This is a genomic window from Amycolatopsis sp. NPDC088138 (assembly GCF_044741685.1).
GTDB lineage: Bacteria > Actinomycetota > Actinomycetes > Mycobacteriales > Pseudonocardiaceae > Amycolatopsis.
Genome location: NZ_JBIUTB010000006.1, coordinates 962,433 through 988,328 on the forward strand (window position 1 = coordinate 962,433; position 25,896 = coordinate 988,328).

At 71.1% G+C, this 25,896-nt stretch carries 26 protein-coding genes; 18 read left to right on the plus strand and 8 right to left on the minus strand.

Translation table 11 applies throughout. The annotated features are described in order from the left end of the window. Positions 1 to 26: 26 nt before the first annotated feature. From ACIOD2_RS36400 to ACIOD2_RS36410, 3 genes are all read right to left on the minus strand, one after another. Positions 27 to 1,022 carry a 1-aminocyclopropane-1-carboxylate deaminase gene (locus ACIOD2_RS36400; protein ID WP_400548770.1) on the minus strand — a complete coding sequence of 332 codons (996 nt, stop codon included), beginning with the start codon at positions 1,020 to 1,022 and terminating at the stop codon, positions 27 to 29. Then, entirely contained in the window at positions 1,019 to 1,654 is a 636-nt protein-coding gene (locus ACIOD2_RS36405) for a GntR family transcriptional regulator (RefSeq protein WP_400548773.1), read from the minus strand. Before ACIOD2_RS36405 ends, ACIOD2_RS36400 begins: the two co-directional genes overlap by 4 nt. Positions 1,655 to 1,881: 227 nt before the next feature. Beyond that, positions 1,882 to 2,241 carry a DUF1844 domain-containing protein gene (locus tag ACIOD2_RS36410; RefSeq protein ID WP_400548776.1) on the minus strand — a complete coding sequence of 120 codons (360 nt, stop codon included), beginning with the start codon at positions 2,239 to 2,241 and terminating at the stop codon, positions 1,882 to 1,884. Between the two features lie 206 nt (positions 2,242 to 2,447). On the opposite strand from ACIOD2_RS36410, the gene infC reads away from it, so the two are divergent. The 6 genes from infC to pheT all read left to right on the plus strand — a co-directional run bounded on the left by infC (position 2,448) and on the right by pheT (position 8,742). After that, a complete protein-coding gene (gene infC, locus ACIOD2_RS36415) occupies positions 2,448 to 3,065 on the plus strand; it encodes a translation initiation factor IF-3 (protein WP_392771395.1) in 618 nt (205 codons plus the stop codon). 69 nt (positions 3,066 to 3,134) lie between these two features. Beyond that, entirely contained in the window at positions 3,135 to 3,329 is a 195-nt protein-coding gene (rpmI, locus tag ACIOD2_RS36420) for a 50S ribosomal protein L35 (RefSeq protein ID WP_220241959.1), read from the plus strand. A gap of 68 nt (positions 3,330 to 3,397) precedes the next feature. Continuing rightward, entirely contained in the window at positions 3,398 to 3,772 is a 375-nt protein-coding gene (gene rplT, locus ACIOD2_RS36425; RefSeq protein ID WP_360688086.1) for a 50S ribosomal protein L20, read from the plus strand. A 23-nt stretch (positions 3,773 to 3,795) separates the two neighbouring features. Then, positions 3,796 to 4,584 (plus strand): TrmH family RNA methyltransferase, encoded by a 789-nt coding sequence (locus ACIOD2_RS36430; protein WP_400548781.1) that lies wholly within the window; start codon positions 3,796 to 3,798, stop codon positions 4,582 to 4,584. Positions 4,585 to 5,113: 529 nt separating this feature from the next. After that, positions 5,114 to 6,178: a phenylalanine--tRNA ligase subunit alpha gene (gene pheS / locus ACIOD2_RS36435; RefSeq protein WP_400548784.1), complete on the plus strand. Its 1,065-nt coding sequence runs from the start codon at positions 5,114 to 5,116 to the stop codon at positions 6,176 to 6,178. After that, positions 6,178 to 8,742 (plus strand): phenylalanine--tRNA ligase subunit beta, encoded by a 2,565-nt coding sequence (gene pheT / locus ACIOD2_RS36440; protein WP_400548787.1) that lies wholly within the window; start codon positions 6,178 to 6,180, stop codon positions 8,740 to 8,742. The genes pheS and pheT overlap by 1 nt, the downstream gene beginning before the upstream one ends. A gap of 513 nt (positions 8,743 to 9,255) precedes the next feature. On the opposite strand, the gene ACIOD2_RS36445 is transcribed toward pheT, so the two are convergent. After that, positions 9,256 to 9,945 (minus strand): DNA alkylation repair protein, encoded by a 690-nt coding sequence (locus tag ACIOD2_RS36445; protein WP_400548790.1) that lies wholly within the window; start codon positions 9,943 to 9,945, stop codon positions 9,256 to 9,258. A 193-nt stretch (positions 9,946 to 10,138) separates the two neighbouring features. Here ACIOD2_RS36445 and ACIOD2_RS36450 point away from each other — a divergent pair, with 193 nt between their 5' ends. Both ACIOD2_RS36450 and ACIOD2_RS36455 read left to right on the plus strand, forming a co-directional pair. Next, on the plus strand, positions 10,139 to 11,722 hold the full coding sequence (locus ACIOD2_RS36450) for an alpha/beta hydrolase (protein WP_400548793.1): 1,584 nt from the start codon (positions 10,139 to 10,141) through the stop codon (positions 11,720 to 11,722). A gap of 203 nt (positions 11,723 to 11,925) precedes the next feature. After that, on the plus strand, positions 11,926 to 12,423 hold the full coding sequence (locus tag ACIOD2_RS36455) for a helix-turn-helix domain containing protein (protein WP_400548796.1): 498 nt from the start codon (positions 11,926 to 11,928) through the stop codon (positions 12,421 to 12,423). A gap of 245 nt (positions 12,424 to 12,668) precedes the next feature. Here the strand turns inward: ACIOD2_RS36455 and ACIOD2_RS36460 are convergent, their stop codons facing one another. Next, positions 12,669 to 13,631, minus strand: a complete 963-nt coding sequence (locus ACIOD2_RS36460) for a helix-turn-helix transcriptional regulator (RefSeq protein ID WP_400548799.1) — start codon at positions 13,629 to 13,631, stop codon at positions 12,669 to 12,671. A 106-nt stretch (positions 13,632 to 13,737) separates the two neighbouring features. On the opposite strand from ACIOD2_RS36460, the gene argC reads away from it, so the two are divergent. The 8 genes from argC to argH are packed head-to-tail and all read left to right on the plus strand — an operon-like array spanning position 13,738 to position 21,617. After that, the gene (gene argC / locus ACIOD2_RS36465) at positions 13,738 to 14,766 is read left to right on the plus strand and encodes an N-acetyl-gamma-glutamyl-phosphate reductase (RefSeq protein WP_400548802.1); all 1,029 of its coding nucleotides are present in this window, start codon (positions 13,738 to 13,740) and stop codon (positions 14,764 to 14,766) included. Then, a complete protein-coding gene (gene argJ, locus ACIOD2_RS36470) occupies positions 14,763 to 15,923 on the plus strand; it encodes a bifunctional glutamate N-acetyltransferase/amino-acid acetyltransferase ArgJ (protein ID WP_400548805.1) in 1,161 nt (386 codons plus the stop codon). The genes argC and argJ overlap by 4 nt, the downstream gene beginning before the upstream one ends. Further along, a complete protein-coding gene (gene argB / locus ACIOD2_RS36475) occupies positions 15,920 to 16,840 on the plus strand; it encodes an acetylglutamate kinase (protein ID WP_400548808.1) in 921 nt (306 codons plus the stop codon). The genes argJ and argB overlap by 4 nt, the downstream gene beginning before the upstream one ends. Continuing rightward, positions 16,837 to 18,039, plus strand: a complete 1,203-nt coding sequence (locus ACIOD2_RS36480; protein WP_400548811.1) for an acetylornithine transaminase — start codon at positions 16,837 to 16,839, stop codon at positions 18,037 to 18,039. The genes argB and ACIOD2_RS36480 overlap by 4 nt, the downstream gene beginning before the upstream one ends. After that, positions 18,039 to 18,980 (plus strand): ornithine carbamoyltransferase, encoded by a 942-nt coding sequence (gene argF / locus ACIOD2_RS36485; protein WP_400548814.1) that lies wholly within the window; start codon positions 18,039 to 18,041, stop codon positions 18,978 to 18,980. The genes ACIOD2_RS36480 and argF overlap by 1 nt, the downstream gene beginning before the upstream one ends. Then, positions 18,977 to 19,489, plus strand: coding sequence for an arginine repressor (locus tag ACIOD2_RS36490; RefSeq protein ID WP_400548817.1), 513 nt, complete (start codon positions 18,977 to 18,979; stop codon positions 19,487 to 19,489). The genes argF and ACIOD2_RS36490 overlap by 4 nt, the downstream gene beginning before the upstream one ends. After that, the gene (locus tag ACIOD2_RS36495) at positions 19,486 to 20,169 is read left to right on the plus strand and encodes a hypothetical protein (protein WP_400548820.1); all 684 of its coding nucleotides are present in this window, start codon (positions 19,486 to 19,488) and stop codon (positions 20,167 to 20,169) included. The genes ACIOD2_RS36490 and ACIOD2_RS36495 overlap by 4 nt, the downstream gene beginning before the upstream one ends. A 32-nt stretch (positions 20,170 to 20,201) precedes the next feature. Further along, positions 20,202 to 21,617 (plus strand): argininosuccinate lyase, encoded by a 1,416-nt coding sequence (gene argH, locus ACIOD2_RS36500; RefSeq protein ID WP_400548823.1) that lies wholly within the window; start codon positions 20,202 to 20,204, stop codon positions 21,615 to 21,617. A gap of 18 nt (positions 21,618 to 21,635) precedes the next feature. On the opposite strand, the gene ACIOD2_RS36505 is transcribed toward argH, so the two are convergent. From ACIOD2_RS36505 to ACIOD2_RS36515, 3 genes are read right to left on the minus strand one after another with little or no spacing between them, the layout of a single operon-like run. Then, the gene (locus ACIOD2_RS36505; RefSeq protein ID WP_400548826.1) at positions 21,636 to 22,298 is read right to left on the minus strand and encodes a TetR family transcriptional regulator; all 663 of its coding nucleotides are present in this window, start codon (positions 22,296 to 22,298) and stop codon (positions 21,636 to 21,638) included. After that, positions 22,298 to 22,966 carry a DUF4166 domain-containing protein gene (locus tag ACIOD2_RS36510; protein WP_400548829.1) on the minus strand — a complete coding sequence of 223 codons (669 nt, stop codon included), beginning with the start codon at positions 22,964 to 22,966 and terminating at the stop codon, positions 22,298 to 22,300. The genes ACIOD2_RS36505 and ACIOD2_RS36510 overlap by 1 nt, the downstream gene beginning before the upstream one ends. Next, positions 22,963 to 23,523, minus strand: a complete 561-nt coding sequence (locus tag ACIOD2_RS36515) for a hypothetical protein (RefSeq protein ID WP_400548832.1) — start codon at positions 23,521 to 23,523, stop codon at positions 22,963 to 22,965. Before ACIOD2_RS36515 ends, ACIOD2_RS36510 begins: the two co-directional genes overlap by 4 nt. 140 nt (positions 23,524 to 23,663) lie before the next feature. Between ACIOD2_RS36515 and ACIOD2_RS36520 the strand changes: the two genes are divergently transcribed. Both ACIOD2_RS36520 and tyrS read left to right on the plus strand, forming a co-directional pair. Continuing rightward, complete coding sequence (locus ACIOD2_RS36520) at positions 23,664 to 24,302, plus strand: DNA-3-methyladenine glycosylase (protein ID WP_400548835.1); 639 nt, start codon at positions 23,664 to 23,666, stop codon at positions 24,300 to 24,302. A gap of 32 nt (positions 24,303 to 24,334) precedes the next feature. Beyond that, positions 24,335 to 25,609, plus strand: a complete 1,275-nt coding sequence (tyrS, locus tag ACIOD2_RS36525; protein ID WP_400548838.1) for a tyrosine--tRNA ligase — start codon at positions 24,335 to 24,337, stop codon at positions 25,607 to 25,609. Positions 25,610 to 25,896: the final 287 nt, after the last annotated feature.

Genomic DNA, 25,896 nt, shown 5'->3' on the forward strand with positions numbered 1-25,896 from the left:
GGCCGGTTCGCCCGGCCCCGGGACGCTCAGCCCAGGACGCTCGTGTAGCCGTTGATCGCGGGCTGCCCGCCGAGGTGGGCGTAGAGCACGTTCGAGCCTCGTTCGATTTCACCCCGGCCGACCAGGTCGATGAGTCCCGCCATGGATTTTCCTTCGTACACCGGGTCGGTGATCATCCCCTCCAGCCGGGCGCACGTCTCGATGGCGTCCACAGTGGACGCGTCGGGGATGCCGTAGATCCCGGCGTGGTACCGGTCGTCCAGCTCGACGTCCGCGATGTCGCCGGCGCCGATCAGCTCGGCCGTGTCCTTCGCGATCCGCGTGACCTGCTCGCGCGTCTCGTCCGGCTTGGCTGAGGCGTCGATGCCCAGGATGCGCCTTGTTTTGCCCAACGCGGCCCCGGCGACCATCCCGGCCTGGGTGCTGCCGGTGACCGAGCAGACGATCACGGTGTCGAAGAAGACGCCCAGCTGCGCCTCTTGCTGTTCCAGCTCGGCGATCCAGTTCGCGAAGCCGAGCCCGCCGAGCCGGTGGTCCGACGCGCCGGCCGGGATGGCGTACGGCTTCCCGCCGCCGGCCTCGATCTCGGCGACCGCGTCCTCCCACGCCTGCTTGAACCCGATGCCGAAACCGGCGTCGACCAGCCGGACGTCCGCGCCGAGGATCCGCGAGAGCTGGATGTTGCCGACCTTGTCGTAAAGCGGGTCGTGCCAGTCGACCCAGCTTTCCTGCACCAGCACGGCCTTCAGCCCGGCGCGCGCCGCGGCGGCCGCGACCTGCCGGGTGTGGTTGGACTGGACGCCGCCGATCGAGACGAGGGTGTCCGCTTTGTGCGCGAGGGCGTCGGCGACCAGGTATTCGAGCTTGCGGGTCTTGTTGCCGCCGTACGCGAGCCCGGAGTTGACGTCCTCGCGCTTGGCCCAGACGTTCGCGCCGCCGAGGTGCTTGGTGAGGCGTTCGAGGGGATGCACCGGCGACGGGCCGAAGAGCAGGGGGAAGCGCGGGAAGTCGGCCAGGGTCATCGGTCCTCCAGCAGGTCGGTCCAGATGGTCGAGATCACGGAGACCGCCGTGGCGGTGTCGTGCTTTTCGAGGGCGTCGATGAGCCGCGTGTGGCGTTCCACCGAGTTCCAGGCCAGCGCCGAGCTGAACCGGGCGTGCTCCAGGCGGCGCAGCAGCGGCGTGTAGCGGTCGAGGGTGGCGGCCACGGCGGCGTTGCCGGCCAGCCGGACCGGGACGTCGTGCAGCTCGTCGTCCGCCCGGACGGCGGCGGCGATGTCCCCGGCTTTGATGGCTTCGGCGAACCGGTCGTTGGCCGCGCGCATCGCGGAGACGTCCTCCCGGCGCACCTTCGGCACGGCTTGGCGGACGGCGAACTCGTGCAGCAGCCGGACGATCTCCCGCGCGTCGGTGACGTCGGGGGACATCACCTCGGAGACGCGGGTGTAGCTCTGCGGCTTCGAGTCGACGAGACCGTCTTCGGCCAGCCGCAGCAGGGCCTGGCGGACGGGCGCCCGCGACAGTCCGAGCTGCTCGGCGAGGTCGGCGTCACGCAGCGGCGCACCGGGCTCGAGCGTGCCGTCGACGATCGCGTGGCGGATCCGGTCGTACGCCTCATCCCGCAGCAGCGGGCGAGTGACCTTCGAGAGACTCACATCTAACATGTTAGATGTCGGTCGACTCGCCCGGCAAGAACTTCATGCGGTGGGCGCCGAGACCGTCTTGGTCACGGGTGCCGACCTCGTCATCCACAGGCACCCCGTGATGTGGACAACCAAGCCCAGGCCACCGCCTTTTCCGGGTTCCGCCGGGCACCCCCGGTAAACTGGACTGGGGACGCCCCCCGGAGAGGGCGGGGGCTGGGGTTGCGCGGGGACTGCGGTCAGTAGACGGGGCCGGTGTACTTCTCGCCGGGACCCTGACCAGGGGCGTCGGGGACGGCGGAGGCTTCGCGGAAGGCCTTCTGGAGCGACTGCAGGCCGTCGCGCAACGGGCCGGCGTGCAGGCCGAGGTACTCGGCGGACGCGGTGATGAGCCCGGCCAGCGCGGTGATCAGGCGGCGCGCCTCGTCGAGGTCGCGGTGCGGGGACGTCTCCGGGTCGGCGTCGGCGAGACCGAGGCGTTCGGCGCCCGCGGACAGCAGCATCACGGCCGCGCGGCTGATCACCTCCACGCTGGGGATGTCCTCCAGGTGGCGCGCTTCGGGGGAATACGGGGGCTGTTCGGAGGGTTGATCTGACACGTCTGGTACCCTTCCACGAGCGACCAGCCCCCGAGCGATCGGGGGCGGCAAGTGGAGCCCCGCTCCCACCCGCGTCACCGTACAGGTGTCCGGGTCCGGTCTCGCCCGGACTGCAAGTCCAGGGTGAAGTGCCCGGCTTAGCGGCCGGGTGCGATCGGAAACAGAGTGGGCCCCGCACACCGCACTGGTGTCGGGGCCTTCGCTATGTGGGCACCAGGTCGAACGAGAACAGGAAACATTCCTCGGACCAAGGAGGCCCCATCAGCTCCGAGACACGCATCAACGACCGAATCCGGGTGCCGGAGGTCCGACTCGTCGGGCCCGCCGGTGAACAGGTCGGCATCGTCCGGATCGAAGATGCGCTGCGCCTGGCGCAAGAGAACGATCTCGACCTCGTCGAGGTCGCGCCGCAGGCCCGCCCGCCGGTGTGCAAGCTCATGGACTTCGGCAAGTTCAAGTACGAGAGCGCGCAGAAGGCCCGCGAGTCGCGTCGCAACCAGCAGCTGACCGTCATCAAGGAACAGAAGCTGCGCCCCAAGATCGACCAGCACGACTACGAGACCAAGAAGGGTCACGTGTCGCGCTTCCTAGCGGCGGGCAACAAGGTCAAGGTCACGATCATGTTCCGCGGTCGCGAGCAGTCCCGGCCGGAGCTCGGCTACCGGCTGCTGCAGAAGCTCGCCGAGGACGTCACCGAACTGGGCTTCGTCGAGTCTTCGGCGAAACAGGACGGTCGCAACATGATCATGGTGCTGGCCCCGCACAAGAACGTGAAGCCGAAGGCCAAGGTCGAGCCGGTTCCCGAACCGGTCCCCGAGGCGTAAGGCGCCGACCAGCACATGTCAGCGGCTCACCGGAGTCTCCGGTGAGCCGCCGCACGAAAGAGGACTGAAATGCCGAAGATGAAGACCCACAGCGGGACGTCCAAGCGGATCCGCGTCACGGGCACGGGCAAGCTGCGCCGTCAGAAGGCCGGTCGCCGGCACCTGATGGAGAAGAAGTCCAACCGCCTCACCCGCCGGCTCGAGGGCACCACCGAGCTGTCGAAGACCGAGGCCGGCCGGGTCAAGCGCCTTCTCGGCATCTGATCCCGCAGAACTTGCTGTAACCACCCGGGGCGCCTCGTCGCGCCCCCCGAGATCGACAGGATGGACCCGTGGCACGCGTCAAGCGGGCGGTCAACGCCCAGAAGAAGCGTCGCGCAACTCTCGAACTGGCCAGCGGCTACCGCGGCCAGCGTTCGCGGCTGTACCGCAAGGCCAAGGAGCAGACGCTTCACTCGCTCAACTACGCCTACCGGGACCGTCGTGCCCGCAAGGGTGACTTCCGCCGCCTGTGGGTCACCCGCATCAACGCGGCCGCCCGCGCGAACGGCGTGACCTACAACCGGTTCATCCAGGGCATCAAGGCCGCGGGTGTCGAGGTCGACCGCAAGATCCTCGCGGACCTCGCCGTCAACGACGCCGTGGCCTTCACCGCGCTGGCCGAGCTCGCCAAGGCCAACGTGAACACCGAAGCGAAGTCGGCCTGACCGGCAGCTTTCCCCGGCCCGGGGTGGATCCGTTCACCGAACGGACCCCCCGGGTCGTTGCTGCGCGCAAGCTGACGCGGCGCGCGGACCGTGACAAGACCGGCCGGTTCCTGGCCGAAGGCGCCAACGCGGTCGAAGCCGCACTGGCCGCCGGCGGCGTGCACGAGCTCTTCGTGACGGCCCGCGCGGCGACCCAGCACGCGAACCTGGTGGACGAGGCCCGCGCGGCCGGCGTCCCGGTCTCGCCGATCACCGATCGTGCGGCCGACGGCCTGTCCGAAACCGTGACACCCCAAGGCATCGTGGCGGTGTGCGCCCTGCTCGACCGTCCACTGGAGACGGCGGTGACCCCGGCCGCCCGCCTGGTGGTGGTCCTCGTGGACGTCGCCGACCCGGGCAACGCGGGCACGGTGATCCGCGTGGCGGACGCGGCGGGCGCCGACGCGGTCGTCCTGGCGGGCGACACGGTCGACCCCCACAACGGCAAGTGCGTCCGAGCGGCGGCGGGCAGCCTCTTCCACGTCCCGATCACCCGGGTCCGGGACGTCCCGGCGGCCCTGGCCGCCTGCTCGGCGGCCGGCCTGCGCACGTTCGCGGCCCACGGTTACGCCGACGCGGAACTCGATCGGGTGGACCTCACCGAGCCGACGGCCTGGGTGTTCGGCAACGAGGCCCACGGTCTGCCTGAAGACGTCTTGTCCGCGACCGATCTCGCGGTCCGCATCCCGCTGTACGGTAAGGCGGAGAGCCTCAACCTGGCCACCGCGGCGGCGGTTTGCGTGTACACGACCGCGATGGCCGCCCACCGCTGAGACGTGGCCTCCGCCGCCGTCGCAATGCCTGCCCGCCCCTCCGCGGCAGCTGCCGTCGCATTTCTGCGGCCCGCCGTGCTCACTCACCGCGATGGCTGCTGCCGTGGCTCGACCGGCCCGCGGCAATCGCCCGCTGCGTGGTCACCCGCAGCCGCCCGCCTCCGTCGTCATGTGCCTGGCTTGCCCCTGTCGCAGTTCCGTCGTCGAGCGGCTCTCCCGCCGCCTGGTCGAAAGCACCGTTCCGCCTCACGCGCGCGAGCCCACTTCGCGGAGCCCCGGCGGCCGATCGAGCCGCCGTCCGCTCACCGGTCACCCGCCGCGCGCCGACCAGCGGTTCACCTCGGGCGACCGGATTCCGGGCACCCGGCCTGGTCATCGTTCAGTCCCGTCAGGCCCACCACCGGCGCGGCCCGAGGGCGACCACGGGCGCCCCGACCCGATCCCATAGACTTTTCTTGCCTTTGACCTCTCGTGCGCCGCGTTGTCCGGCGGAGCACGAACGACCAGTCCCAGCGGACGCCGAGGAGTTATGTCCGGAGCCAAGGAGAAGGAAGCCCAGGGCGGCGCGGTTCTCGCCCCCGAGACGCTGCAGGAGGCCGTCAAGGCCGCCGAAGCGGCGTTCGCCGCCGCGACCGGGCTCGATGTGCTGGCCGAGGTCAAGCCGGCGCATCTCGGTGACCACTCGCCCCTGCTGCTGGCGCGCCGCGAGATCGGCGCCCTGCCCAAGCAGGAGAAGGCCGAGGCGGGCAAGCGCGTCAACGAGGCCCGCCAGGCCGTCCAGTCGGCCTTCGACACCCGCCGCGCCGAGCTCCAGGCGGAGCGCGACGAGCGCGTGCTGCGTGACGAGGCCGTCGACGTCACCCTCCCGTGGAACCGCGTCCCGCGCGGCGCCCGGCACCCGATCAGCACCATCTCCGAGCGCGTCGCCGACGCGTTCATCGCGATGGGCTACGAGGTCGCCGAGGGCCCGGAGCTCGAAGCCGAGTGGTTCAACTTCGACGCGCTGAACTTCGGCAAGGACCACCCCGCGCGTCAGCTGCAGGACACCTTCTACGTCGGCGAAGAGGACTCCGGCCTGGTGCTGCGCACGCACACCTCGCCGGTCCAGGCCCGCACCCTGCTGCACCGCGACCTGCCGGTGTACGTCGTGTGCCCCGGCCGGACGTACCGCACCGACGAGCTCGACTCCACGCACACCCCGGTGTTCACCCAGGTCGAGGGCCTGGCGGTGGACAAGGGCATCACCATGGCGCACCTCAAGGGCACGCTGGACGCCTTCGCCCGCGCGATGTTCGGCGAGAGCTCCAAGACCCGCCTGCGCCCGCACTTCTTCCCGTTCACCGAGCCGTCCGCCGAGGTGGACGTCTGGTTCGAGGAGAAGAAGGGCGGCCCCGGCTGGGTCGAGTGGGGTGGCTGCGGCATGGTCAACCCGAACGTGCTGCGCGCCTGCGGTGTCGACCCCGAGGTGTACTCGGGCTTCGCCTTCGGCATGGGCATCGAGCGCACCCTGCAGTTCCGCAACGGGATCCCGGACATGCGCGACATGGTGGAAGGCGACGTCCGCTTCACCCTTCCCTTCGGAACGGAGGCGTAGTGCGAGTCCCAGTCAGCTGGCTGACCGAACACCTCGACGTGGGCAGCGAGGTCACGCCTCAGGACCTGGCCGACGCGTTCGTGCGGATCGGGATCGAGGTCGACGACCTCAGTGAGCTCGGGCCGGTGACCGGCCCGCTGGTCGTCGGCCGCGTGGCCGAGATCGAGGAGCTGACCGAGTTCAAGAAGCCGGTCCGGTTCTGCCGCGTCGACGTCGGCGAGGTCGCCGAGGACGACGACGAGCCCGAAGACGACGACGAAGACGAGGACGACGAAGAGTCCGGCGAGTTCGACGAGGGCCCGCACGGCATCAGGACCCGCGGCATAATCTGCGGCGCGCGCAACTTCACCGAGGGCGACCTGGTCGTCGTCGCGCTGCCCGGCGCGGTGCTGCCGGGCGACTTCGCCATCGCCTCCCGCAAGACCTACGGCCGCATCAGCGACGGCATGATCTGCTCGGCGCGCGAGCTCGGCCTCGGCGAGGACCACACCGGCATCCTGGTGCTGCCGCCGGGCACCGCGAGCCCGGGCGACGACGCCCAGGAGCTGCTCGCCCTGAACGACACGGTGATCGAGCTCGCGCCGACCCCGGACCGCGGCTACGCGCTGTCGATCCGCGGCCTCGCGCGCGAGCTTTCGAACGCCCTCGACGTGCCCTTCGGCGACCCGGCGCTGCTGGAGGTCCCGGCGGCCGAGGGTGACGCGTGGCCGGTCCACGTCGAGGACCCCGAGGGCTGCCCGCGGTTCGTGCTGCGCCGGGTCACCGGCCTCGACGCGACCGCGCCGACCCCGTGGTGGATGCGGCGGCGGCTGATGCTGGCCGGCATCCGCTCCATCTCCCTGGCCGTCGACGTCACGAACTACGTGATGCTCGAGCTCGGGCACCCGCTGCACGCGTTCGCCACCAAGGCCGTCCAGGGCGATTTGGTGGTGCGCAAGGCGAAGCCGGGCGAGAAGCTGACCACTTTGGACGACGTCGAGCGCACCCTCGACCCGGACGACGTGGTCATCGCCGACGACAGCGGCGTCATCTCGCTGGCCGGCACCATGGGTGGCGCGAGCACGGAGATCACGCCGGAGAGCACCGACGTGCTGCTCGAGGCGGCGCACTGGAACCCGGCTTCGATCAGCCGCACGGCCCGTCGTCACAAGCTGTTCTCCGAGGCGGCCAAGCGGTTCGAGCGGTTCACCGACCCGCAGCTCTGCGCGGCGGCCGTGGAGCTGGCCGCGCGCCTGCTGCGCCAGTACGGCGACGCCGGTATCCGGCCCGGCCGCACCGACGAGGGCACGGTCGAGCCGAACCCGCCGGTCGTGATGCCGATCAACCTGCCCGACCGCATCGCGGGTGTGAGCTACCAGCGCGGTGTGACCGTGCGCCGGCTCAGCCAGATCGGCTGCAAGGTCTCGGTCAGCACCGGAGACGACGGCACCGGCCAGGTCACCGCGATCCCGCCGAGCTGGCGCGGCGACCTGCGCCAGCCCGCCGACCTCGTCGAAGAGGTGCTGCGGCTGGAGGGTTACGACAGCATCCCGTCGGTCCTGCCCGCCGCCCCCGCCGGCCGCGGCCTGACCGATGCCCAGCGGCGCAGCCGCAGTGTCTCGCGGGCCCTGGCCGAGGCCGGGTACGTCGAGGTGCGGCCGTTCCCGTTCGTCGGCGACGCGGTGTGGGACGCCTTCGGTCTGCCGGAGGACGACGTCCGCCGCAACGCCGTCGTGGTCCGCAACCCGCTGGAGGCCGACCGCAACAAGCTGGCCACCACGCTCCTGCCGGGGTTGCTGGACACGTTGCAGCGCAACCTGTCGCGCGGGATGAAGGACGTCGCGCTGTTCCAGGTCGGCCAGGTCGTGCTGCCCGCGCCGAACCCGCTGAAGATGCCGGCCCTCGGCGTCGACCGGCGGCCGACCGACGAGGAACTGGCCGTGCTCGAGGCGGCCGTGCCGCAGCAGCCGGTGCACGTCGCCGTCGTGCTCGCCGGCCAGCGCCACCGCGCGGGCTGGTGGGGCGGCGGCGAGCAGGCGAGCTGGGCCGACGCGGTGCAGGCCGCCCGGACGATCGCCGAGGCCGCCGGCGTCGAGCTGACCACGCAGGCCACCGACCTGCCGCCGTGGCACCCGGGCCGTTGCGCCCAGCTGCGGGTCGGCGACTGGCCGGTCGGGCACGCGGGTGAGCTGCACCCGAAGGTCGTCGAGGCGCTCGGCCTGCCGCCGCGCACCGTGGCGATGGAGCTGGACCTCGACGCGATCCCGCTGCCGGACTCCCGCCCGGCGCCGAGCGTGTCCGGCTACCCGCCGGTGCTGCTCGACGTCGCGCTGGTCGCGGCTGCGGACGTGCCGTCGGGCGACCTCGCCGCGGTCCTGCGCACCGGGGCGGGCGAGCTGCTCGAGGACATCACGCTGTTCGACGCGTACGCGGGCGAGCAGGTCGGCGAGGGCAAGAAGTCGCTGGCCTACAAGCTGCGCTTCCGCGCGCCGGACCGCACCCTCACGGTGGACGAGGCGACCAAGGCCCGCGACGCCGCGGTCGCCGCGGCGGGCGAACGCTTCGAAGCAACCCTGCGCGGCTGACGCTCGCGCACAACGCTGTCGCTCTGGAAGAGGGGCCGGGAAACCGGCCCCTCTTCCACGTCCGGACCACCCCGCCGGCCTCATCGCCGCGGTGACCAGCACAACGGCACGCCGACCCGGCCCCACAGCGCCCGCCCAAGCACCGGCCCGACGAGCCGACTGCCCAGGTACGCGAGCCGACTGTCCGAGTACCCGAGCCGACCGTCGGGGTGCGCGAGCCGACTCCCTGGTCACGCGAGACGACCACCGGGATAGGTGAGCTGACAATCGCCGAAAGCGAGCCGACTGTTCGGGTGCGTGAGCCGACTCTCCGAGTACGCGAGCCGACCGTCCGGGTACGTGAGCCGACGGTCCCGGTGCCCGAGCTGACCGTCCCGGTGCACGAGTCGACGGTCCCGGTGCTCGAACCGGCTCTCCGGGTATGCGAACCGATCGGCCCGGCACGCGAGGCCGCTCTCCAGGTGAACCGGGCGGCACGCGCGGCGTACCCGAACCGGTCGTCCGGCGTGACCTTCACCCGATGTGTTTGAGCGCCTCCCGGCGGGACAGGCCCGAGAGGTCCGGGTGATCGTCCACGAAGGAGCGCACCCAGTCCGGTGAGGTCTTCGCGTAGTCGCGCAGTGCCCAGCCGATTCCCTTGCGCAGGAAGAACTCCGGCTCGGCGATCGCGGGTTCGATCGCCCGGGTGAGCAGGTCCGTGTCGGTGTCCTCCTTGGCGCCGACCTGGCAGATGATCGCCGTGCGCCGTCGCCAGAGGTCGGGGTCGGCCGCCCACCGCAGCATGATCGGCGTGACCTTGCCGCGGGCGGAGCGCAGGATCGGGCCCACCCGCCGGATGGCCAGCTCGTCGACGTGGTCCCACCAAGCGCCGGTGACGATCATTTCCTCGTACATCGGGATCAGCCCGGGATCCTGCCACCGCCGGTACTCGCGATATCCGGAAAGGTCGAGAGCCGCGTAGCGCTCTTCCCGGAATTCGGCTTCCCGCCACAGCGCCAGCACAGTCGCCGAATATGTCACTCGATCGGGCAGTATGTGGTCGGCGAACACCCGCTTGAGGAGCACGCTCCGCTCCGGTTTGGCCACTCCGCGAAACGGCATGGCCGACTTCATGTACGCCTGCATCACCGGTGCCTTCACCGGATCGGCCAGCTCGGCCAGCCCGGTACGGACCGCTTTGACCAGCCGTTCGTCCGCGGTCATCCGTCCTCCCGCCGTGCTCGGTCGCCCGGAGCGTACCCATGGCCACAGACAGTTCCGAATGCTCGGCGGTCGGACCAGGTACCGACGAAAGGCGGATGGCGGAAGTCGTGGCGGTCAGCGAGATTGTGCAGGGTTGCCGGTAGTTTCGTCGAAATCTGGCGAACTCTGTCGAATGCGGACGAAAAGGACGACTGTGAAAAGAATCGTTGCCGCCGTCGCCGCCGCGGGTCTCGCGGCCGGGCTGATGGCCGCCGCGCCCGCCGCCTCGGCGGACCCTGGGGTGCAGTTCAGCCCCGCGCCGATCGCCTGGGGGCCATGCGACTCGGCGAACCTCAAGGCCGCAGGCGCCGAATGCGGCTTCCTCGAAGTGCCGATGGACTACGCCCGGCCGGGTGGCCAGAAGGTCTCCGTCGCGGTTTCGCGGATCAAGCACAAGACCGCGCAGTCCCAGGGGATCATGCTGGTGAACCCGGGCGGCCCCGGTGGGTCGGGCCTGGGGCTCTCGGTGCTCGGCAAGTACGTGCCGAACCACGCGGGTGACAACTACGACTGGATCGGCTTCGACCCGCGGGGCGTCGGGTCCAGCAAGCCGTCGATCAGCTGCGACGGGAACTACTTCAGCTACGACCGGCCGGCGTACGTGCCGACCACCCCGAAGCTGGAGAAGACCTGGCTCGACCGCTCGAAGGGTTACGCGAACGCCTGCCGCAAGAACGGCGCGATCCTCGACCACATCAAGACGACCGATGTCGCGCAGGACCTGGACAGCCTGCGCAAGGCGCTGGGCGAGAAGCAGATCAACTACTACGGCTTCTCCTACGGCACCTATCTCGGCCAGGTGTACAGCACGATGTACCCGAAGAACGTCCGCCGGATGGTGCTGGACGGCAACGTCGACCCGCGGAAGGTCTGGTACCAGGCCAACCTCGACCAGGACGTCGCGTTCGACAAGAACATCAAGACCTACTTCGACTGGCTGGCGTCCTACGACAGCGTCTACCACCTGGGCAAGACCGGCGCCGCGGTGGAGAAGCTGTGGTACGACACCCAGCGCAAGCTCGCCAAGAACCCGGCGGGCGGGGTCATCGGCGGTGACGAGTGGACCGACGTCTTCCTGCAGGCCGGTTACTACGTCTTCGGCTGGGTCGACATGGCCAAGGCCTTCGACGGTTACGTCCACAAGGGTGACTGGCAGACGCTGAAGGCGCTCTACGACGACTCGAACCCGCCCGGCGACGACAACGGTTTCGCCGTCTACCTGGGCGTGCAGTGCACCGACGTCCAGTGGCCGACGAACTGGAACAAGTGGCGGGTCGACAACTGGCTGACCTACGCCAAGGCTCCGTTCGAGACCTGGGGCAACGCCTGGTTCAACGCGCCTTGCGTGTACTGGCCGGCGGAGGCGGGCAAGCCCGTCGACATCAACGGCAGCAAGGTCGCCGGTGCCCTCCTCATCAGTGAGGAGCTCGACGCCGCGACGCCGTACCCGGGCAGCCTCGAGGTCCGGAAGCGGTACCCGAACTCGAGCCTGATCAGCGCGCCGGGTGGCACCACGCACGCCGGCTCGCTGTCCGGGGTGTCCTGTGTGGACGACAAGGTCGCCGACTACCTGGCCACCGGCAAGCTGCCGAAGCGCCAGCCCGGCAACCACTCCGACGTCCAGTGCAGCCCGGTTCCGCCGCCGGTTCCCGACGGTGCCGCGGCGCAGAAGTCGGACAGCTCCGCGAAGGCCGCGCAGGAGAAGCAGAGCACTTTGGCCCAGCTGCTGCACTTCTGAGCGAAACAGTCGCAACCCGGTGCCCCGGTCCGGCTCGTCCGGACCGGGGCACCGTCTTGTCCGCCGGTGTCTCATCGTCGCCTCCCGATGACGTGGTGTGGTCGGCGAGGACGCTAGGGGAGGGGTCCGACAATTTCGGAGCGGAGTCGGCCGTGAGCGGTGCGTGCCCGAAAATTGTCGGGGGTGCGCGCTAGCTTCGTGGCATGTCGATCATCGAAGAGCGCCGGATCGAGATCCGGGCACAGGAAACCATCTACCAGATCGCGGTCTCGACCAGGACGGACGACGACCGCGCCGAACCGAACACCAGGGTGATGATCACGCTGGAAGCCGGCGGTCCGGGCGGCGAACCGGTCGCCGAGGGCAGCCTCGACCTGGACCTCGACGTGGCCGCGACGGTCGCCGACCTGATCGCGGACGGCCTGCTGTCCGTGGGCGGCGCCGGGCGGTCGCCGCGGCGAAGATCCGCGGGCCGGGCCGCTCAGCAGGGCCGCCCGTGGAACGAGGAAATGGACGCGGAGCTGGAAAGCCGGTGGGTGGCGGGTGAAAGCGTCGCGGAGATCGCGGCGTACTTCGAGCGCACCCCCGGCGGTATCCGCGCCCGGCTGCCGCGCGTGGGCTGCGACCCGGAGAACCCGGGCTGCTACCTGCCCGTGCCACCCAGCAAGCGCACGGACCTCGACGAGGGTGAACCGGGCTGAGCACGGTGGCGGGCCGGTCTCGATGCGGACCGGCCCGCCACCGCGGCCGCCCCGGTTCTTCACCCGAAGGAGTTGTCCTGATGAGTTTCGATCTCGCTGTCCGGCACGAGTCCACGACCGCCGAAGAAGCGCCTCGCTGGTCCTGCGCCGACGCCGTCGTCGAGCACGTCCAAGAGCCGGCCCGGCAGAACGGCCTGCGCGCCCGAGGCCGGTGCGTAGTGCTCACGGTGCCGAGCGGCGATCGATCAGGTCGTCACACCCGCGCCCGTCAGCGCGCGGGTGGCGAGGACCTTCAGGTGCGCCACCAGTTCCGGCGGTTCCTCGACGGTGAACGCGCACCCCAGCCCCAGCAAGCGGAACGCGAGCCAGTCCAGGGTGTCCGCGTGGCTGCGCCACCGGCAGCCGCCGCCGTCCAGCGGCACGAGCTCGCCGGCCGCCGAACCGAGCCGCTGCGCGAGCTCGTCGGCCGGGGCGGCCAAGATGGCCACCGCCTGGTAGGTGGGCGCGAGGTCGTAGAGGCGGTCGAGGACGTAGGCCGCCAGATCCGTGGCGGGAGGCCGGCGCGGGGAGATGCGCCCGCCGGTCGCCTGGGCGTCCCGGACGCGATCGGCGCGGAAGACCCGCCAGTCGTCCCGGTCGAGGTCGAAGGCGACCAGGTACCAGCGCCGCCCGGCCGCGACCAGCCGCAGTGGCTCGGCCCGGCGCCGGCTCTCGGCCCCGTCGGCCGCGCGGTAGCGGAACCGGACCGTCTCGTGGTTGGTGATCGCGCCGGCGAACGCGGTCAGCTGCGCCGGGTCGACGACGGGTCCGGTGGCCGGAACCGTGATGGTCGCGGTGCCGATCGTGCCCACCCGGCGGCGCAGCCGCGCGGGCAGGATCTGCTCGAGCTTGGCCAGCGCCCGCACGGACGCCTCTTCGATGCCGTCGACGGTCTGGCCGGCGGCGGTCCGCAGGCCCACGGCGATCGCGACGGCTTCGTCGTCGTCGAGCACCAGGGGCGGCATCGCGGTGCCGGCGACCAGCCGGTAGCCGCCCATGACACCCCTGCTCGCCTCGACCGGATAGCCGAGTTCGCGCAGCCGTTCGACATCGCGGCGGATCGTGCGCGGGCTGACCCCGAGCCGCTCGGCCAGTTCGCTGCCCGGCCACTCCCGCGGGATCTGGAGCAGCGAAAGCAGGCCGAGCAGCCGCGCCGGGGTGTCCGTCATCGGCACAGCATCCCAATAGCCCCGTTCCCGCCGCCGCGCGGTGGCGGGCACCACTTCCCGGTATTCCTGTTTGTTTAGCCTTGCAAGGGCGTGCATAATCATGCGTATGACGGTGAACATCGCGGTGGCCGGAGCCAGCGGGTACGCGGGCGGCGAACTCTTGCGCCTGCTGCTGACCCATCCCGAGGTCGAGATCGGCGCGCTGACGGCGGCCAGCAGCGCCGGCACGAAGCTCGGCGTCCACCAGCCACACCTGGTCCCCCTGGCCGACCGCGTCCTGTCGGAGACGACGCCGGAGACCCTCGCCGGCCACGACGTCGTCTTCCTGGCCCTGCCCCACGGGCACTCCGCGGCACTCGCGGCGCAGCTCGGCCCGGACGTCCTGGTGGTCGATCTCGGCGCCGACCACCGGCTGGCCGACCCCGCCGACTGGCAGCGCTGGTACGGCGGCGACCACGCCGGTCAATGGCCGTACGGTCTCCCCGAACTGCCGGGCGCACGCGAGAAGCTCGTCGGCACGAAGCGTGTCGCCGTGCCGGGCTGCTTCCCGACCGGTGGCTCGCTCGCCCTCGCTCCCGCCTTGGCGGCCGGTCTGGTCGAGCCGGACGTGACCGTCGTCGCGGTCACCGGCACCTCCGGTGCGGGCAAGAGCCTGAAGCCGAACCTGCTCGGTTCCGAGGTGATGGGCTCGGCGAGCGCGTACGGCGTCGGCGGCGCCCACCGCCACACCCCGGAGTTCGCGCAGAACCTCTCCGCCGTGGCGGGTGAGCGCGTCACCGTGTCCTTCACCCCGGTGCTCGCCCCGATGCCGCGCGGCATCCTCACCACGGCGAGCGCCCGCCTGAAGGAGGGCGTCGACGCGGCGGCCGCCCGTGAGGTCTACGAGAAGGCCTACGACACGGAGCCGTTCGTCCAGCTCCTGCCCGAAGGCGCGTGGCCGACCACCTCCGCGACGCTCGGCTCGAACAACGTCCAGCTGCAGGTCACGATCGACGCCGACGCGGGGCGCCTGGTCGTGGTCGCCGCGATCGACAACCTGACCAAGGGCACCGCCGGCGGTGCCGTCCAGTCGATGAACCTGGCCCTCGGCCTCCCCGAAACCACCGGGCTTTCCACCGTAGGAGTGGCACCGTGACCGTCACCGGCCCCCAGGGCTTCCGCGCCGCCGGCGTCGCCGCCGGGATCAAGGCTTCCGGCGCGCTCGACTTCACGCTGGTCGTCAACGACGGCCCGCTCGACGTCGCGGCGGGCGTGTTCACCCGCAACGTGATCAAGGCCGCGCCGGTGCTGTGGTCGCAGGAGGTGCTGAAGCAGCAGCGGCTCAAAGCCGTCGTCCTCAACTCGGGCGGTGCCAACGCGGCCACCGGCCCCGGCGGCTTCCAGGACACCCACGCCACGGCCGAGAAGGTCGCCGAGGCGCTCGGCGCCGGCGCGATCGAGGTCGCCGTCTGCTCGACCGGCCTGATCGGCGAACGCCTGCCGATGGACGCGGTACTGGCCGGGGTCGGCACCGCCGTCGCGGCCCTCGACGCGAGCGACCAAGCGAGCCTGAACGCCGCCACCGGGGTGATGACCACCGACACGAAACCCAAGCAGGCGTTCGCGAAGCACGATTCCGGCTGGAGCGTCGGCGGGTTCGCCAAGGGCGCCGGCATGCTCGCGCCGAACCTCGCCACCATGCTTTCGGTGCTGACCACCGACGCCGTGGCGGACAAGGAAACCCTCGACCGCGCCCTGCGCGCGGCCACGCACGTCACGTTCGACCGCCTGGACGTCGACGGCGGCACGTCCACCAACGACACCGTCCTGGTCCTGGCCTCCGGTGCCAGCGGTGTCGAGCCCACCGAGGCGGAGCTCGCCGAGCTCATCACCGCCGTCAGCCGCGACCTGGTGCTCCAACTGCGTGCCGACTCCGAGGGCGCGACGAAGGACGTCGACATCACCGTGCAGGGCGCCGAGTCGGAGGCCGACGCGATCGCGGTCGCCCGCACGATCGCCGAGGACAACCTGGTCAAGACGGCACTGTTCGGCTCCGACCCGAACTGGGGCCGGATCGCCATGGCGCTCGGCCGCGTCCCGGCCCGCATCGACCCGGAGACCGTGTCGATCGCGGTCAACGGCGTCACCCTGTTCGCCAAGGGGATGCCGGCCGCCGACCGGTCCGAAGCCGACCTCACCGGCCGGGCCATCGAGATCCTGGTCGACCTGGGTGTCGGGTCGGCCGAATCCACGGTCTACACCACCGATCTTTCGCACGGTTACGTCGAAGAGAACAGCGCGTACTCCTCATGACCGGCTCGGAGGCTCTGATTTCCGCGGACGAGAGACTGGCGACAGCGGCCGAAAAGGCCGGGGTGCTCATCGAAGCGCTGCCTTGGCTGCAGCGGTTCCACGGAGCCACGGTGGTGGTGAAGTACGGCGGCAACGCCATGATCGACGACAACCTGAAGGCGGCCTTCGCCGAGGACATGGTGTTCCTCCGCCTGGCCGGCCTGCGTCCGGTCGTCGTGCACGGCGGCGGCCCGCAGATCACCGCGATGCTCAACCGGCTCGGCGTGTCCGGCGAGTTCAAGGGCGGCCTCCGGGTCACCACGCCGGAGACGATGGATATCGTCCGGATGGTGCTCACCGGGCAGGTCAGCCGGGAGCTGGTCGGGCTGATCAACGCCCACGGGCCGTACGCGGTCGGCATCTCCGGCGAGGACGCCCGGCTGTTCACCGCCGAGCGCAAACAGGCCACTGTGGACGGTGAACAAGTCGACATCGGCCTGGTCGGCGAGGTCGCCGAGGTCAACCCGGACGCGGTGCTCGACATCGTCAACGCCGGGCGCATCCCGGTGGTGTCCACGGTCGCCCCGGACGTCGACGGCGTGGTCCACAACGTCAACGCCGACACCGCCGCCGGCGCGCTGGCGGCCGCGCTGGGCGCCGAAAAGCTCGTGGTGCTGACGGACGTCGAGGGCCTCTACGCGAACTGGCCGGACCGCTCGTCGCTGATCGACCGCATCCGCGTCGACCACCTCGAGCCGATGCTGCCCGGCCTGGCCAGCGGCATGATCCCGAAGATGGAGGCGTGCGTGCGCGCCATCCGCGGCGGCGTCCGCCGGGCGCACGTGATCGACGGCCGCCTCGCCCATTCGGTGCTGCTCGAGGTCTTCACCTCCCGCGGCGTCGGCACCATGGTCTTCCCCGAAACGGAGCTCCCGTGACCGACCTCAAGTCCAATGCGGATGGCCAGCAGCACTGGAAGTCCGCGCTGATGGACAACTACGGCACCCCCGCGCTGACCCTGGTCCGCGGCGAGGGCGCGAAGGTGTGGGACGCCGACGGCAAGGAGTACGTCGACCTGGTCGGCGGCATCGCCGTCAACGCACTCGGCCACGCGCACCCGGCGGTCGTCAGCGCCGTCACCGAGCAGATCTCGCAGCTGGGCCACACGTCGAACCTGTACGTCAACCCGGTCGCCGTCGAGCTCGCGGAGGCGCTGCTCGACGTGGCCGGTTTGCACGGCAACGGCAAGGTGCTGTTCGTCAACTCCGGTGCCGAGGCGAACGAAGCCGCGCTGAAGATCAGCCGGCTGACCGGGCGCACCAAGATGATCGCCGCCGAGGGCGCGTTCCACGGCCGGACCATGGGCGCGTTGACGCTCACCGGGCAGCCCGGCAAGCGCGACCCGTTCAAGCCGCTGGTGCCTGGCGTCGAGCACGTGCCCTTCGGGGACGTCGCGGCGCTCAAGGCGGCCGTCGACACCGACACCGCGGCCGTGTTCCTGGAGCCTGTGCTCGGCGAGGCCGGCGTGATCCCGGCGCCCGACGGCTACCTGCAGGCCGCGCGCGAGATCACCAAGGCCACGGGCACGCTGCTGGTGCTCGACGAGGTCCAGACCGGCCTCGGCCGGCTGGGTACCTGGTTCGGCTACCAGCAGGCCGGCATCGTGCCGGACGTGATCACCCTGGCCAAGGGCCTCGGCGGCGGCCTGCCGCTCGGCGCGGTGATCGGCGTCGGCGCGGCGGCCGACCTGCTCAAGCCCGGCCAGCACGGCACCACCTTCGGCGGCAACCCGGTCTGCTGCGCGGCGGGCTTGGCCGTGCTCCGGACCATCGCGGCGGACAACCTCCTCGACCACGTCTCCGCGCTGGGCAAGGACATCGCCGCCGGCGTCGAGGCACTCGGCCACCCGCTCGTCGCCGGGGTGCGCGGCGCCGGCCTGCTGCTCGGGATCGCGTTGCGGCAGCCCGTGTCGGGGGCGGTGGCCAAGGCCGTCCAGGACGCCGGTTACCTCGTGAACCCGGTCGCGCCTGACACCGTGCGGCTCGCACCGCCGCTCGTGCTCGACGCGGCCCAGGCCGAAGGCTTCCTCGCCGCACTTCCGAACGCGCTCGACTCCACCACGAAGGACTCCGACTGATGCCCCGCCACTTCCTCCGCGACGACGACGTCAGTCCCGCCGAGCAGAAAGCCATCCTCGACCTCGCCGACGCGCTGAAGGCCGACCCGCTCGGCAACCGCGCGCTGGCCGGGAAGTCCGTCACCGCGATCTTCGAGAAGAACTCGACGCGCACCCGGTTCTCGTTCGAGGTCGGCATCAGCCAGCTCGGCGGGCACCCGGTGATCGTCGACGGCCGCTCCATGCAGCTGGGCCGTGAAGAGACGATCGAGGACACCTCCCGCGTGCTGTCGCGGTACGTGGACGCGATCGTGTGGCGGACCTTCGCGCAGAAGCGCATCGAGGCGATGGCCACGGCCGCGTCGATCCCGGTGGTCAACGCGCTGACCGACGAGTTCCACCCGTGCCAGGTGCTCACCGACCTGATGACGATCCGGGAGCGCAAGGGCGAGCTCGCCGGGCTCACCCTCGTCTACCTCGGTGACGGCGCCAACAACATGGCGCACTCGCTGCTGCTGGGCGGTGTCACCGCCGGGATGCACGTCCGGGTGGTCTCGCCGCTCGGGTTCCAGCCCGACCAGCAGGTCATCCTCGACGCCAAGACGCGCGGCGAGGAGACCGGCGGCACGGCCACGGTGTTCACCGATCCGTACGCCGCGGTCGCCGGCGCCGACGTGCTCGTCACCGACACCTGGACGTCGATGGGGCAGGAGAACGACGGGCTCGACCGGGTCGGCCCGTTCCGCGCCCTGCAGGTCAACACCGAGCTGCTGAAGAAGGCGGCGGACGACGCGATCGTGCTCCACTGCCTGCCCGCGCACCGCGGCTGGGAGATCACCGACGAGGTGCTCGACGGCCCGGCCAGCGCGGTGTGGGACGAGGCCGAGAACCGCCTGCACGCCCAGAAGGCCCTGCTCGTCTGGCTGTTCCAGGAGAGCCGATCCGAAAAGAGCCGGCCGTGACCAGCAGCCGGGTCGGGCGGCAGGCCAGGATCACCGAGCTGGTCTCGTCCACGACCATCCGCAGCCAGACCGAGCTCGCGAAGCTCCTGGCCGCGGAGGGCATCGAGGTCACCCAGGCGACCCTGTCGCGCGACCTCGACGAGCTGGGCGCGGTCAAGCTGCGCGGCCCGGACTCCGGCGCGCCGGTGTACGTGATCCCCGAGGACGGCAGCCCGGTCCGCGGGGTCCAGGGCGGCACGTCACGGCTGTCCCGGCTGCTGGCGGAACTGATGGTCTCGGCCGACTCGTCGGGCAACCTCATGGTGCTGCGGACCCCGCCCGGCGCGGCGCAGTTCCTGGCCAGCGCCATCGACCGGGCGGCGCTGGAAGAGGTCGTCGGGTCGATCGCGGGTGACGACACCGTCGCGGTGATCGCCCGGGAACCCTTGTCGGGCAAGGAACTCGCCGAACGCTTCGCCGCACTGGCCCACCGCTCGGTCGTGGAACACGGAGACGAAGGAACGCCATGATCGTGCTCGCCGGTACCGGCCGGGAGGTCACCTCGGCGGCTGCGAAGCCGGCCGGCGGGTCCGTCCGCGACGTCGAGACGTTCGCCGAAGACCACTGCCTCCCGGCGATCCAGGCCAACGCGCTCGCGGTGCCCGGTGTCCCCTCCGCCGAGCGGACGCTCTGGAGTTACGTCGTCGAGCCCGGCGACCGGTGGCGGTTCCCCGCCGAAGGCGAGTTCCTCGCCCCGGACGAGGTCATCGTGACCTTCGACCGCGGGGTCCCGGTGGCGGTCGACGGCGAGACGGTCTCGGTCGCCGAGGCTTTGCGGAGGCTGAACCGCCAGGTGGCAGCGCAGGGCGCCGGGAAGCACCGAACCGAAGACGGACGGACGTTCGCGGCTCCGGGTGCACTCGCGCTGGTCACGGCGCACCGCGCGCTCGAGCGGGCCACCCTCGAACCCGGGCTGGCCCGGTTCAAGCGGCAGGTCGACCGCGAATGGGCCACCCTGGTCCGCGACGGCCAGTGGTTCTCACCGCTGAAGCACGCGCTGGACAGCTTCGTCGCCGACGCCCAGGAAACGGTCACCGGCGACGTGCGGCTGCTGCTGCACGGCGACCGGGTGACCGCCCTCGAACCGCGCGACGACCAGCCCGCGGCCGAGCACCTCACGCGGCCCGGCAGGATCACCGCACAAGCCTGAACCACGAAACAGACCTAGGAGAAGCGAGAACAGTGAGCGGGAACGAGCAGCCGGTCCAGTTGTGGGGCGGCCGGTTCGCCAGCGGTCCGGCGGAGGCCATGGCCGCGCTGAGCGCGTCGACGCACTTCGACTGGCGCCTGGCGCCCTACGACATCGCCGGGTCCCGCGCGCACGCCCGGGTGCTGCGCAAGGCGGCCCTGCTCACCGAAGACGAGCTCACCGGCATGCTGTCCGCGCTGGACACGCTGGCCCAGGACGTCGCCTCCGGCGCCTTCACCCCGACGATCGCCGACGAGGACGTCCACACCGCCCTCGAGCGCGGCCTGCTGGAGCGGGCCGGCACCGAGCTCGGCGGCAAGCTGCGCGCCGGCCGTTCGCGCAACGACCAGGTGGCCACTCTCTTCCGGATGTGGCTGCGGGACGCGGCCCGCCGGGTCGTCGCGGGCACCCTCGAAGTCGTGGACGCGCTCGTGTCGCAGGCCAAGCGGCACCCGGACGCGATCCTGCCCGGCCGCACGCACCTGCAGCACGCCCAGCCGGTGCTGCTCGCGCACCACCTGCTGGCCCACGGCCAGGCGCTGCTGCGTGACGTCTCCCGCCTGCAGGACTGGGACGTCCGCACCGCCGAGTCGCCGTACGGCTCGGGCGCGCTGGCCGGCTCGTCGCTGGGTCTCGACCCGGAGGCCGTCGCCGCGGAGCTCGGCTTCACGACCAGCGTCGAGAACTCCATCGACGGCACCGCTTCGCGCGACTTCGTCGCCGAGTTCGCCTTCGCCGTCGCGATGCTCTCGGTGAACCTGTCCCGGATCGCCGAAGAGGTGATCATCTGGAACACCGCCGAGTTCGGCTACGTGACGCTGGACGACGCCTGGGCCACCGGCAGCTCGATCATGCCGCAGAAGAAGAACCCGGACGTCGCCGAGCTGACCCGCGGCAAGTCGGGCCGGCTGATCGGCAACCTCACCGGCCTGCTGGCGACGCTGAAGGCGCAGCCGCTGGCCTACAACCGGGACCTGCAGGAGGACAAGGAGCCGGTGTTCGACTCGGTCGAGCAGCTCGAGCTCCTGTTCCCGGCCATCTCCGGCATGCTCGCGACCCTGACCTTCCACACCGACCGGCTCGCCGAGCTGGCCCCGGCCGGGTTCACGCTGGCCACCGACATCGCGGAATGGCTGGTGCGCCAAGGGGTTCCGTTCCGCGTCGCGCACGAAGCGGCGGGGGAGAGCGTCCGCGTCGCCGAGGCCCGCGGTGTCGGACTGGACGAGCTCACCGACGAAGAGTTCGAGAAAATCAACCCGGCGCTGACGCCCGCGGTGCGCGAGGTCCTGACCGTCGAGGGCTCGGTGAACTCCCGTGACGCCCGGGGCGGCACGGCACCGATTCGCGTCGCGGAACAGCGCGCGCGGCTCGAAGACCGGGTCACCGCGGCCCGCCAATGGCTGAACTGAGCTGAGCCGGAAGGCCGGTCAGGCGTTGCGCGCCTGGCCGGTCTTCCGCAGCTTCGCCCGGAACGCCCGGGTGGCGACCGGGCCGAGGCTCTCGACGACGTCGACGAGCGCGGCGAGCTGGTCGAGCGCGGTCAGCGCCCGCTCGGCGCCGCCGGGGTCGACCGCCTCGAACAACGTCAGCCCGAGGAAGCCCGCCGACACGGCGCGGGCCAGCCCGTCGGGATCGGCGAACTCGACCAGGGGTGAGCCGGCGAGCACCCGCTCCAGCGTCGCCCGGACCTCGGAGATCCACTTGTCGAGCGCCTCGCGGGTCGCCTCCGCGAGGCGGCCGCCGCCCTGCGCCCCGGCCAGGGTCTGGGCCAGCAGCGCCATGTTCCCCTCGGCGCGTTCACCGGCGTGGATCTCGCGCCCCAGCGCCAGCAGTTCACCGACGGTGCTCACCTCGGTGAAGCGGTCGCGGTACAGCGCGACCCGGGCTTCGGTCGTGGTGACGCAAGCCTGCGCGACGAGCTCTTCGACGCTGCCGAAGTGGTAGAAGACCAGCGCCTGGTTCACCCCCGACGCGGCGGCGACCGACCGCGCCGAGACGGCGGTGATGCCCTGCTGCCGGATGACCTCCAGCACGCCGTCCACGAGCCGCTGCTTCGTGTGCTGCGAACTGGGGTTCCGGCTTCTGCTCATCAGTCCATGACCTTCTCACGCAACGGTTTGACCGCGCCGCTCACCCCGCCGCCGACGTCGACGAACCGGGCGGCGAAGCTGCCTTCGTAGCCGAACACCGGCCCGAAGCGCGGGTGGACGACGGCGACCTCGATCCGGAACCGCTCGCTAGCCGCGTCGAACCACTCGTCGACCTGCGCGGTGCCGGTGAGCGCCCGCGGCAGGCGCGCCCGCACGGGCCCTTCCCGGAGCCGGAATCCGCCGGAGCGGATCCGGAACCCGCCGTCCGGTCGTGCCGACACGGCGAGGTCCACCGCCAGGTGCTGGTGCGTCCCCAGGTAGTCGACGAGCCCGTGCCCGGCGCTGTGCACCATCTGCGCGTCGAAGCGCCGCCGCCGTCCCGGGAATTCGAAGGTGCGCACGAACGACACCGTTTCCCGGCCGTGCCGATCCACGTACGGGTAGTTCTCGATGGTGAACGGCACGTTCCGGCCGTGCTCGGGGAAGAGGATGTGCCGGGTCGAGCCGAGCCACAGGAACGGCAGCGTGAACCCCGGGCCGCGCCAGATCCGGTCCATCACGCCGTGGCCGATCATGCCTCGCGTGCCGCACAGGGCGAGCCGTTCCCGCATCCGGGGGTGCAGGTTCGCGAAGTCCGCGCCGAGCGAGCGTTCCAGGACGCCGGTCACGCGGGCGCTCCGACCTGGGAAACCGCGCGATCACGCGGGCGCGTCCGGACGCAGCGAGCGGCCGACGGCGCGGTCAGCGCCTGGTCCTCCGGTGGGGTGCCGGTCTCAAGCCAGAGCCGGAGCCGGTCGAACGACCACGCCGTCAACCACCCGAACACCGGCCGGAAGGCCCGGTCCGCCAGCTGCCCGGACCGGCCCCAGCGGGTGCCGTAGTCGAACCCGGTGACGAACCGGACGCCGTCGCCGGCCGGGGTGTAGCGCCAGAACCCGGCACCCGCGCTAATCAGCGACAGCGGGTCGGCGGAGGCGAACCGCAGCACCGAGGTGCGCGAGCCGTCCGGCCAGGTGCGCGACGCCGCGCTCGTTCCGACGCCGGTGACCGTGACCCCGAGGAACCGCGAGGCGTAGCGGAAGTGGCCGTCGTGGCCGTCGATCGGGCTGATGTCGGCGAAGCGCAGGTCCCAGCGGCGGTGCAGCGCCGGGTCCTGGGTGTGCTGCCACAGCGTGTCCAGGTCGGTGCGGATCACGGTCTCGACGTAGAGCGACTTCGGCCGCATGCCGGCTCCCCTCAGAGTTTGAGCGACTGCTCAAATCGACTGTAGAGAGTTTTGAGCGATCGCTCAAGGGGCGGTTGGACGCCCGCGGCGGCCCGCTGGTTAGGCTGGTCACCGCAGGAACTTCCCGAAGGAGGGGACGCTTGAGCGGCGACGCAGGCCGGTTGTTCACCCGCGACGAACTGGCCCTGGACCCGGTCGACCTGGCCCACCTGCTGCTCGGTTCCGTCATCGAGTCGACCGGTCCCGACGGCACCGTCGGCGTCCGCCTGGTCGAGGTCGAGGCCTACCGCGGCGAGGACGACCCGGCGTCGCACTGCTACCGCGGCCGGACCCCGCGCAACGCCGTCATGTGGGGTCCCGCCGGGCACCTCTACGTGTACTTCGTCTACGGGATGCATTTCTGCGCCAACGTCGTCGGCACCCACGAGGACATGCCCGGCGCGGTGCTGCTCCGCGCGGGCGAGGTCGTCTCCGGGCTCGACGTCGTCCGCAAGCGCCGCCCGAACGCCCGGGGGACCGGCGAGCTGGCCAAGGGCCCGGCCATCCTCACGTCGGTGCTGCGCGTCGACCGCGCGCAGAACGGCGTCGACCTGACGGATCCGGCGTCGCCGGTGCGGCTGCACGTCGGCGAGCGCGTGCCCGTCGAACGGATCCGGGTCGGCCCCCGCGTCGGCGTCGCGACGGCGATCGACACGCCGTGGCGGTTCTGGGACGGGGCCTCGCCGGCCGTGTCCACCTACCGCCGCGGCGGGAAGCGCCGGGTCCGACCCGCCAGTTAGTCGGTTGACCTGGTGCGGGAGGATCTACAGGCGTGAGCGAACACATCCTCGACGAGCTGTCCTGGCGCGGCCTCATCGCGCAGTCCACCGACATCGACGCCCTCCGGCGCGAGCTCGACCAGGGTCCCGTGACGCTCTATTGTGGGTTCGACCCGACCGCACCCAGCCTGCACGCCGGCAACCTCGTCCCGCTGCTCATGCTCAAGCGCTTCCAGCGCGCCGGGCACCGGCCGATCGTGCTGGCCGGCGGCGCGACCGGGATGATCGGCGACCCGCGCGACACCGGTGAGCGCACGCTGAACACCCTCGACGTCGTCGCCGAGTGGGCCGGGCGCATCCGCGGCCAGCTGGAGCGGTTCGTCGACTTCGACGACAGCCCGACCGGCGCGGTCGTCGAGAACAACCTCAACTGGACCGGCCAGCAGAACGTCCTGGAGTTCCTGCGCGACGTCGGGAAGCACTTCTCGGTCAACGTCATGCTCAACCGGGAGACGGTGAAGCGGCGGCTCGAGAGCGACGGCATGTCGTACACGGAGTTCAGCTACCTGCTCCTGCAGTCGCAGGACTACCAGCAGCTGTACCGCCAGTACGGCTGCAAGCTGCAGGTCGGTGGGTCCGACCAGTGGGGCAACCTCGTCGGCGGTGTCGACCTGATCCGCCGCACCGAGGGGGCGGGAGTCCACGCGCTGACCGCGCCGCTGGTCACCGACGCCGAGGGCCGCAAGTTCGGCAAGTCGACCGGCGGCGGGAACCTGTGGCTCGATCCCGAGATGACCTCGCCGTACGCCTGGTACCAGTACTTCGTGAACGTGGGCGACGCCGACGTGGTCCGCTACCTGCGGATGTTCACCTTCCTCGGCCAGGAGGAGATCGCCGCCCTGGCCGAGGACACCGAACAGCGCCCGCACCTGCGCTCGGCGCAGAAGCGGCTGGCCGAGGAGTTCACCACCCTCGTGCACGGGGAGGACCAGACCCGGCAGGTGATCAACGCCAGCCAGGCCCTGTTCGGCCGCGGTGAGCTGGCCGACCTCGACGGGCGCACGCTCGACGCGGCCATGGCCGAGGTGCCGAACGGCGAGGTCGACCCGTCGGGCGAACCGACGATCGTCGACCTGCTGCTCGCCGGGGGACTGGTGGACAGCAAGGGTGCCGCGCGCCGCACGGTGAAGGAGGGCGGCGCGTACGTGAACAACGTGAAGATCGCCGACGAGGAGTGGAAGCCCGCTGCAGCCGACGCGCTCCACGGCAAGTGGCTCGTCGTCCGCCGGGGCCGGCGCAACGTCGCCGGCGTCGCGCTCGGCGGCTGATCGGCTCCGTAGGCCCGAAACAGGGGCTTGACCTGCGGGAACGCGGTTAAGGTACCCCCCTGTTTCGGGCCCCGGAAGGCCATGTAAAGTTCTCCAAGTCGCCAGGGAAACCGGGTGGCCGCCGGGACACGAACCAAGCTCTCGCAGACAAGCGATTGAGTGGGTGTCCCACACAAACTGCTAGGAATAACTCGCTTCGGGTGATGCCGGTCCTTGCGAGGTTCGGAATTGTCCGAGGTGTGTTGCTTGAGAACTCAACAGTGTGCTAGTGAACTAAGCCAGTAGAG

What these genes read in the sequence shown, in the direction of transcription:
- ACIOD2_RS36455 (WP_400548796.1), top strand. Translation starts at nt 11,926, where the DNA reads ATGTCGATCATCGAAGAGCGCCGGATCGAGATCCGGGCACAGGAAACC.
- argC (WP_400548802.1), top strand. Translation starts at nt 13,738, where the DNA reads ATGACGGTGAACATCGCGGTGGCCGGAGCCAGCGGGTACGCGGGCGGC.
- ACIOD2_RS36400 (WP_400548770.1), bottom strand. Translation starts at nt 1,022, where the DNA reads ATGACCCTGGCCGACTTCCCGCGCTTCCCCCTGCTCTTCGGCCCGTCG.
- pheS (WP_400548784.1), top strand. Translation starts at nt 5,114, where the DNA reads ATGTCCGGAGCCAAGGAGAAGGAAGCCCAGGGCGGCGCGGTTCTCGCC.
- argF (WP_400548814.1), top strand. Translation starts at nt 18,039, where the DNA reads ATGCCCCGCCACTTCCTCCGCGACGACGACGTCAGTCCCGCCGAGCAG.
- rpmI (WP_220241959.1), top strand. Translation starts at nt 3,135, where the DNA reads ATGCCGAAGATGAAGACCCACAGCGGGACGTCCAAGCGGATCCGCGTC.
- ACIOD2_RS36505 (WP_400548826.1), bottom strand. Translation starts at nt 22,298, where the DNA reads ATGAGCAGAAGCCGGAACCCCAGTTCGCAGCACACGAAGCAGCGGCTC.
- ACIOD2_RS36445 (WP_400548790.1), bottom strand. Translation starts at nt 9,945, where the DNA reads ATGACCGCGGACGAACGGCTGGTCAAAGCGGTCCGTACCGGGCTGGCC.
- argB (WP_400548808.1), top strand. Translation starts at nt 15,920, where the DNA reads ATGACCGGCTCGGAGGCTCTGATTTCCGCGGACGAGAGACTGGCGACA.
- ACIOD2_RS36460 (WP_400548799.1), bottom strand. Translation starts at nt 13,631, where the DNA reads ATGACGGACACCCCGGCGCGGCTGCTCGGCCTGCTTTCGCTGCTCCAG.
- ACIOD2_RS36515 (WP_400548832.1), bottom strand. Translation starts at nt 23,523, where the DNA reads ATGCGGCCGAAGTCGCTCTACGTCGAGACCGTGATCCGCACCGACCTG.
- ACIOD2_RS36495 (WP_400548820.1), top strand. Translation starts at nt 19,486, where the DNA reads ATGATCGTGCTCGCCGGTACCGGCCGGGAGGTCACCTCGGCGGCTGCG.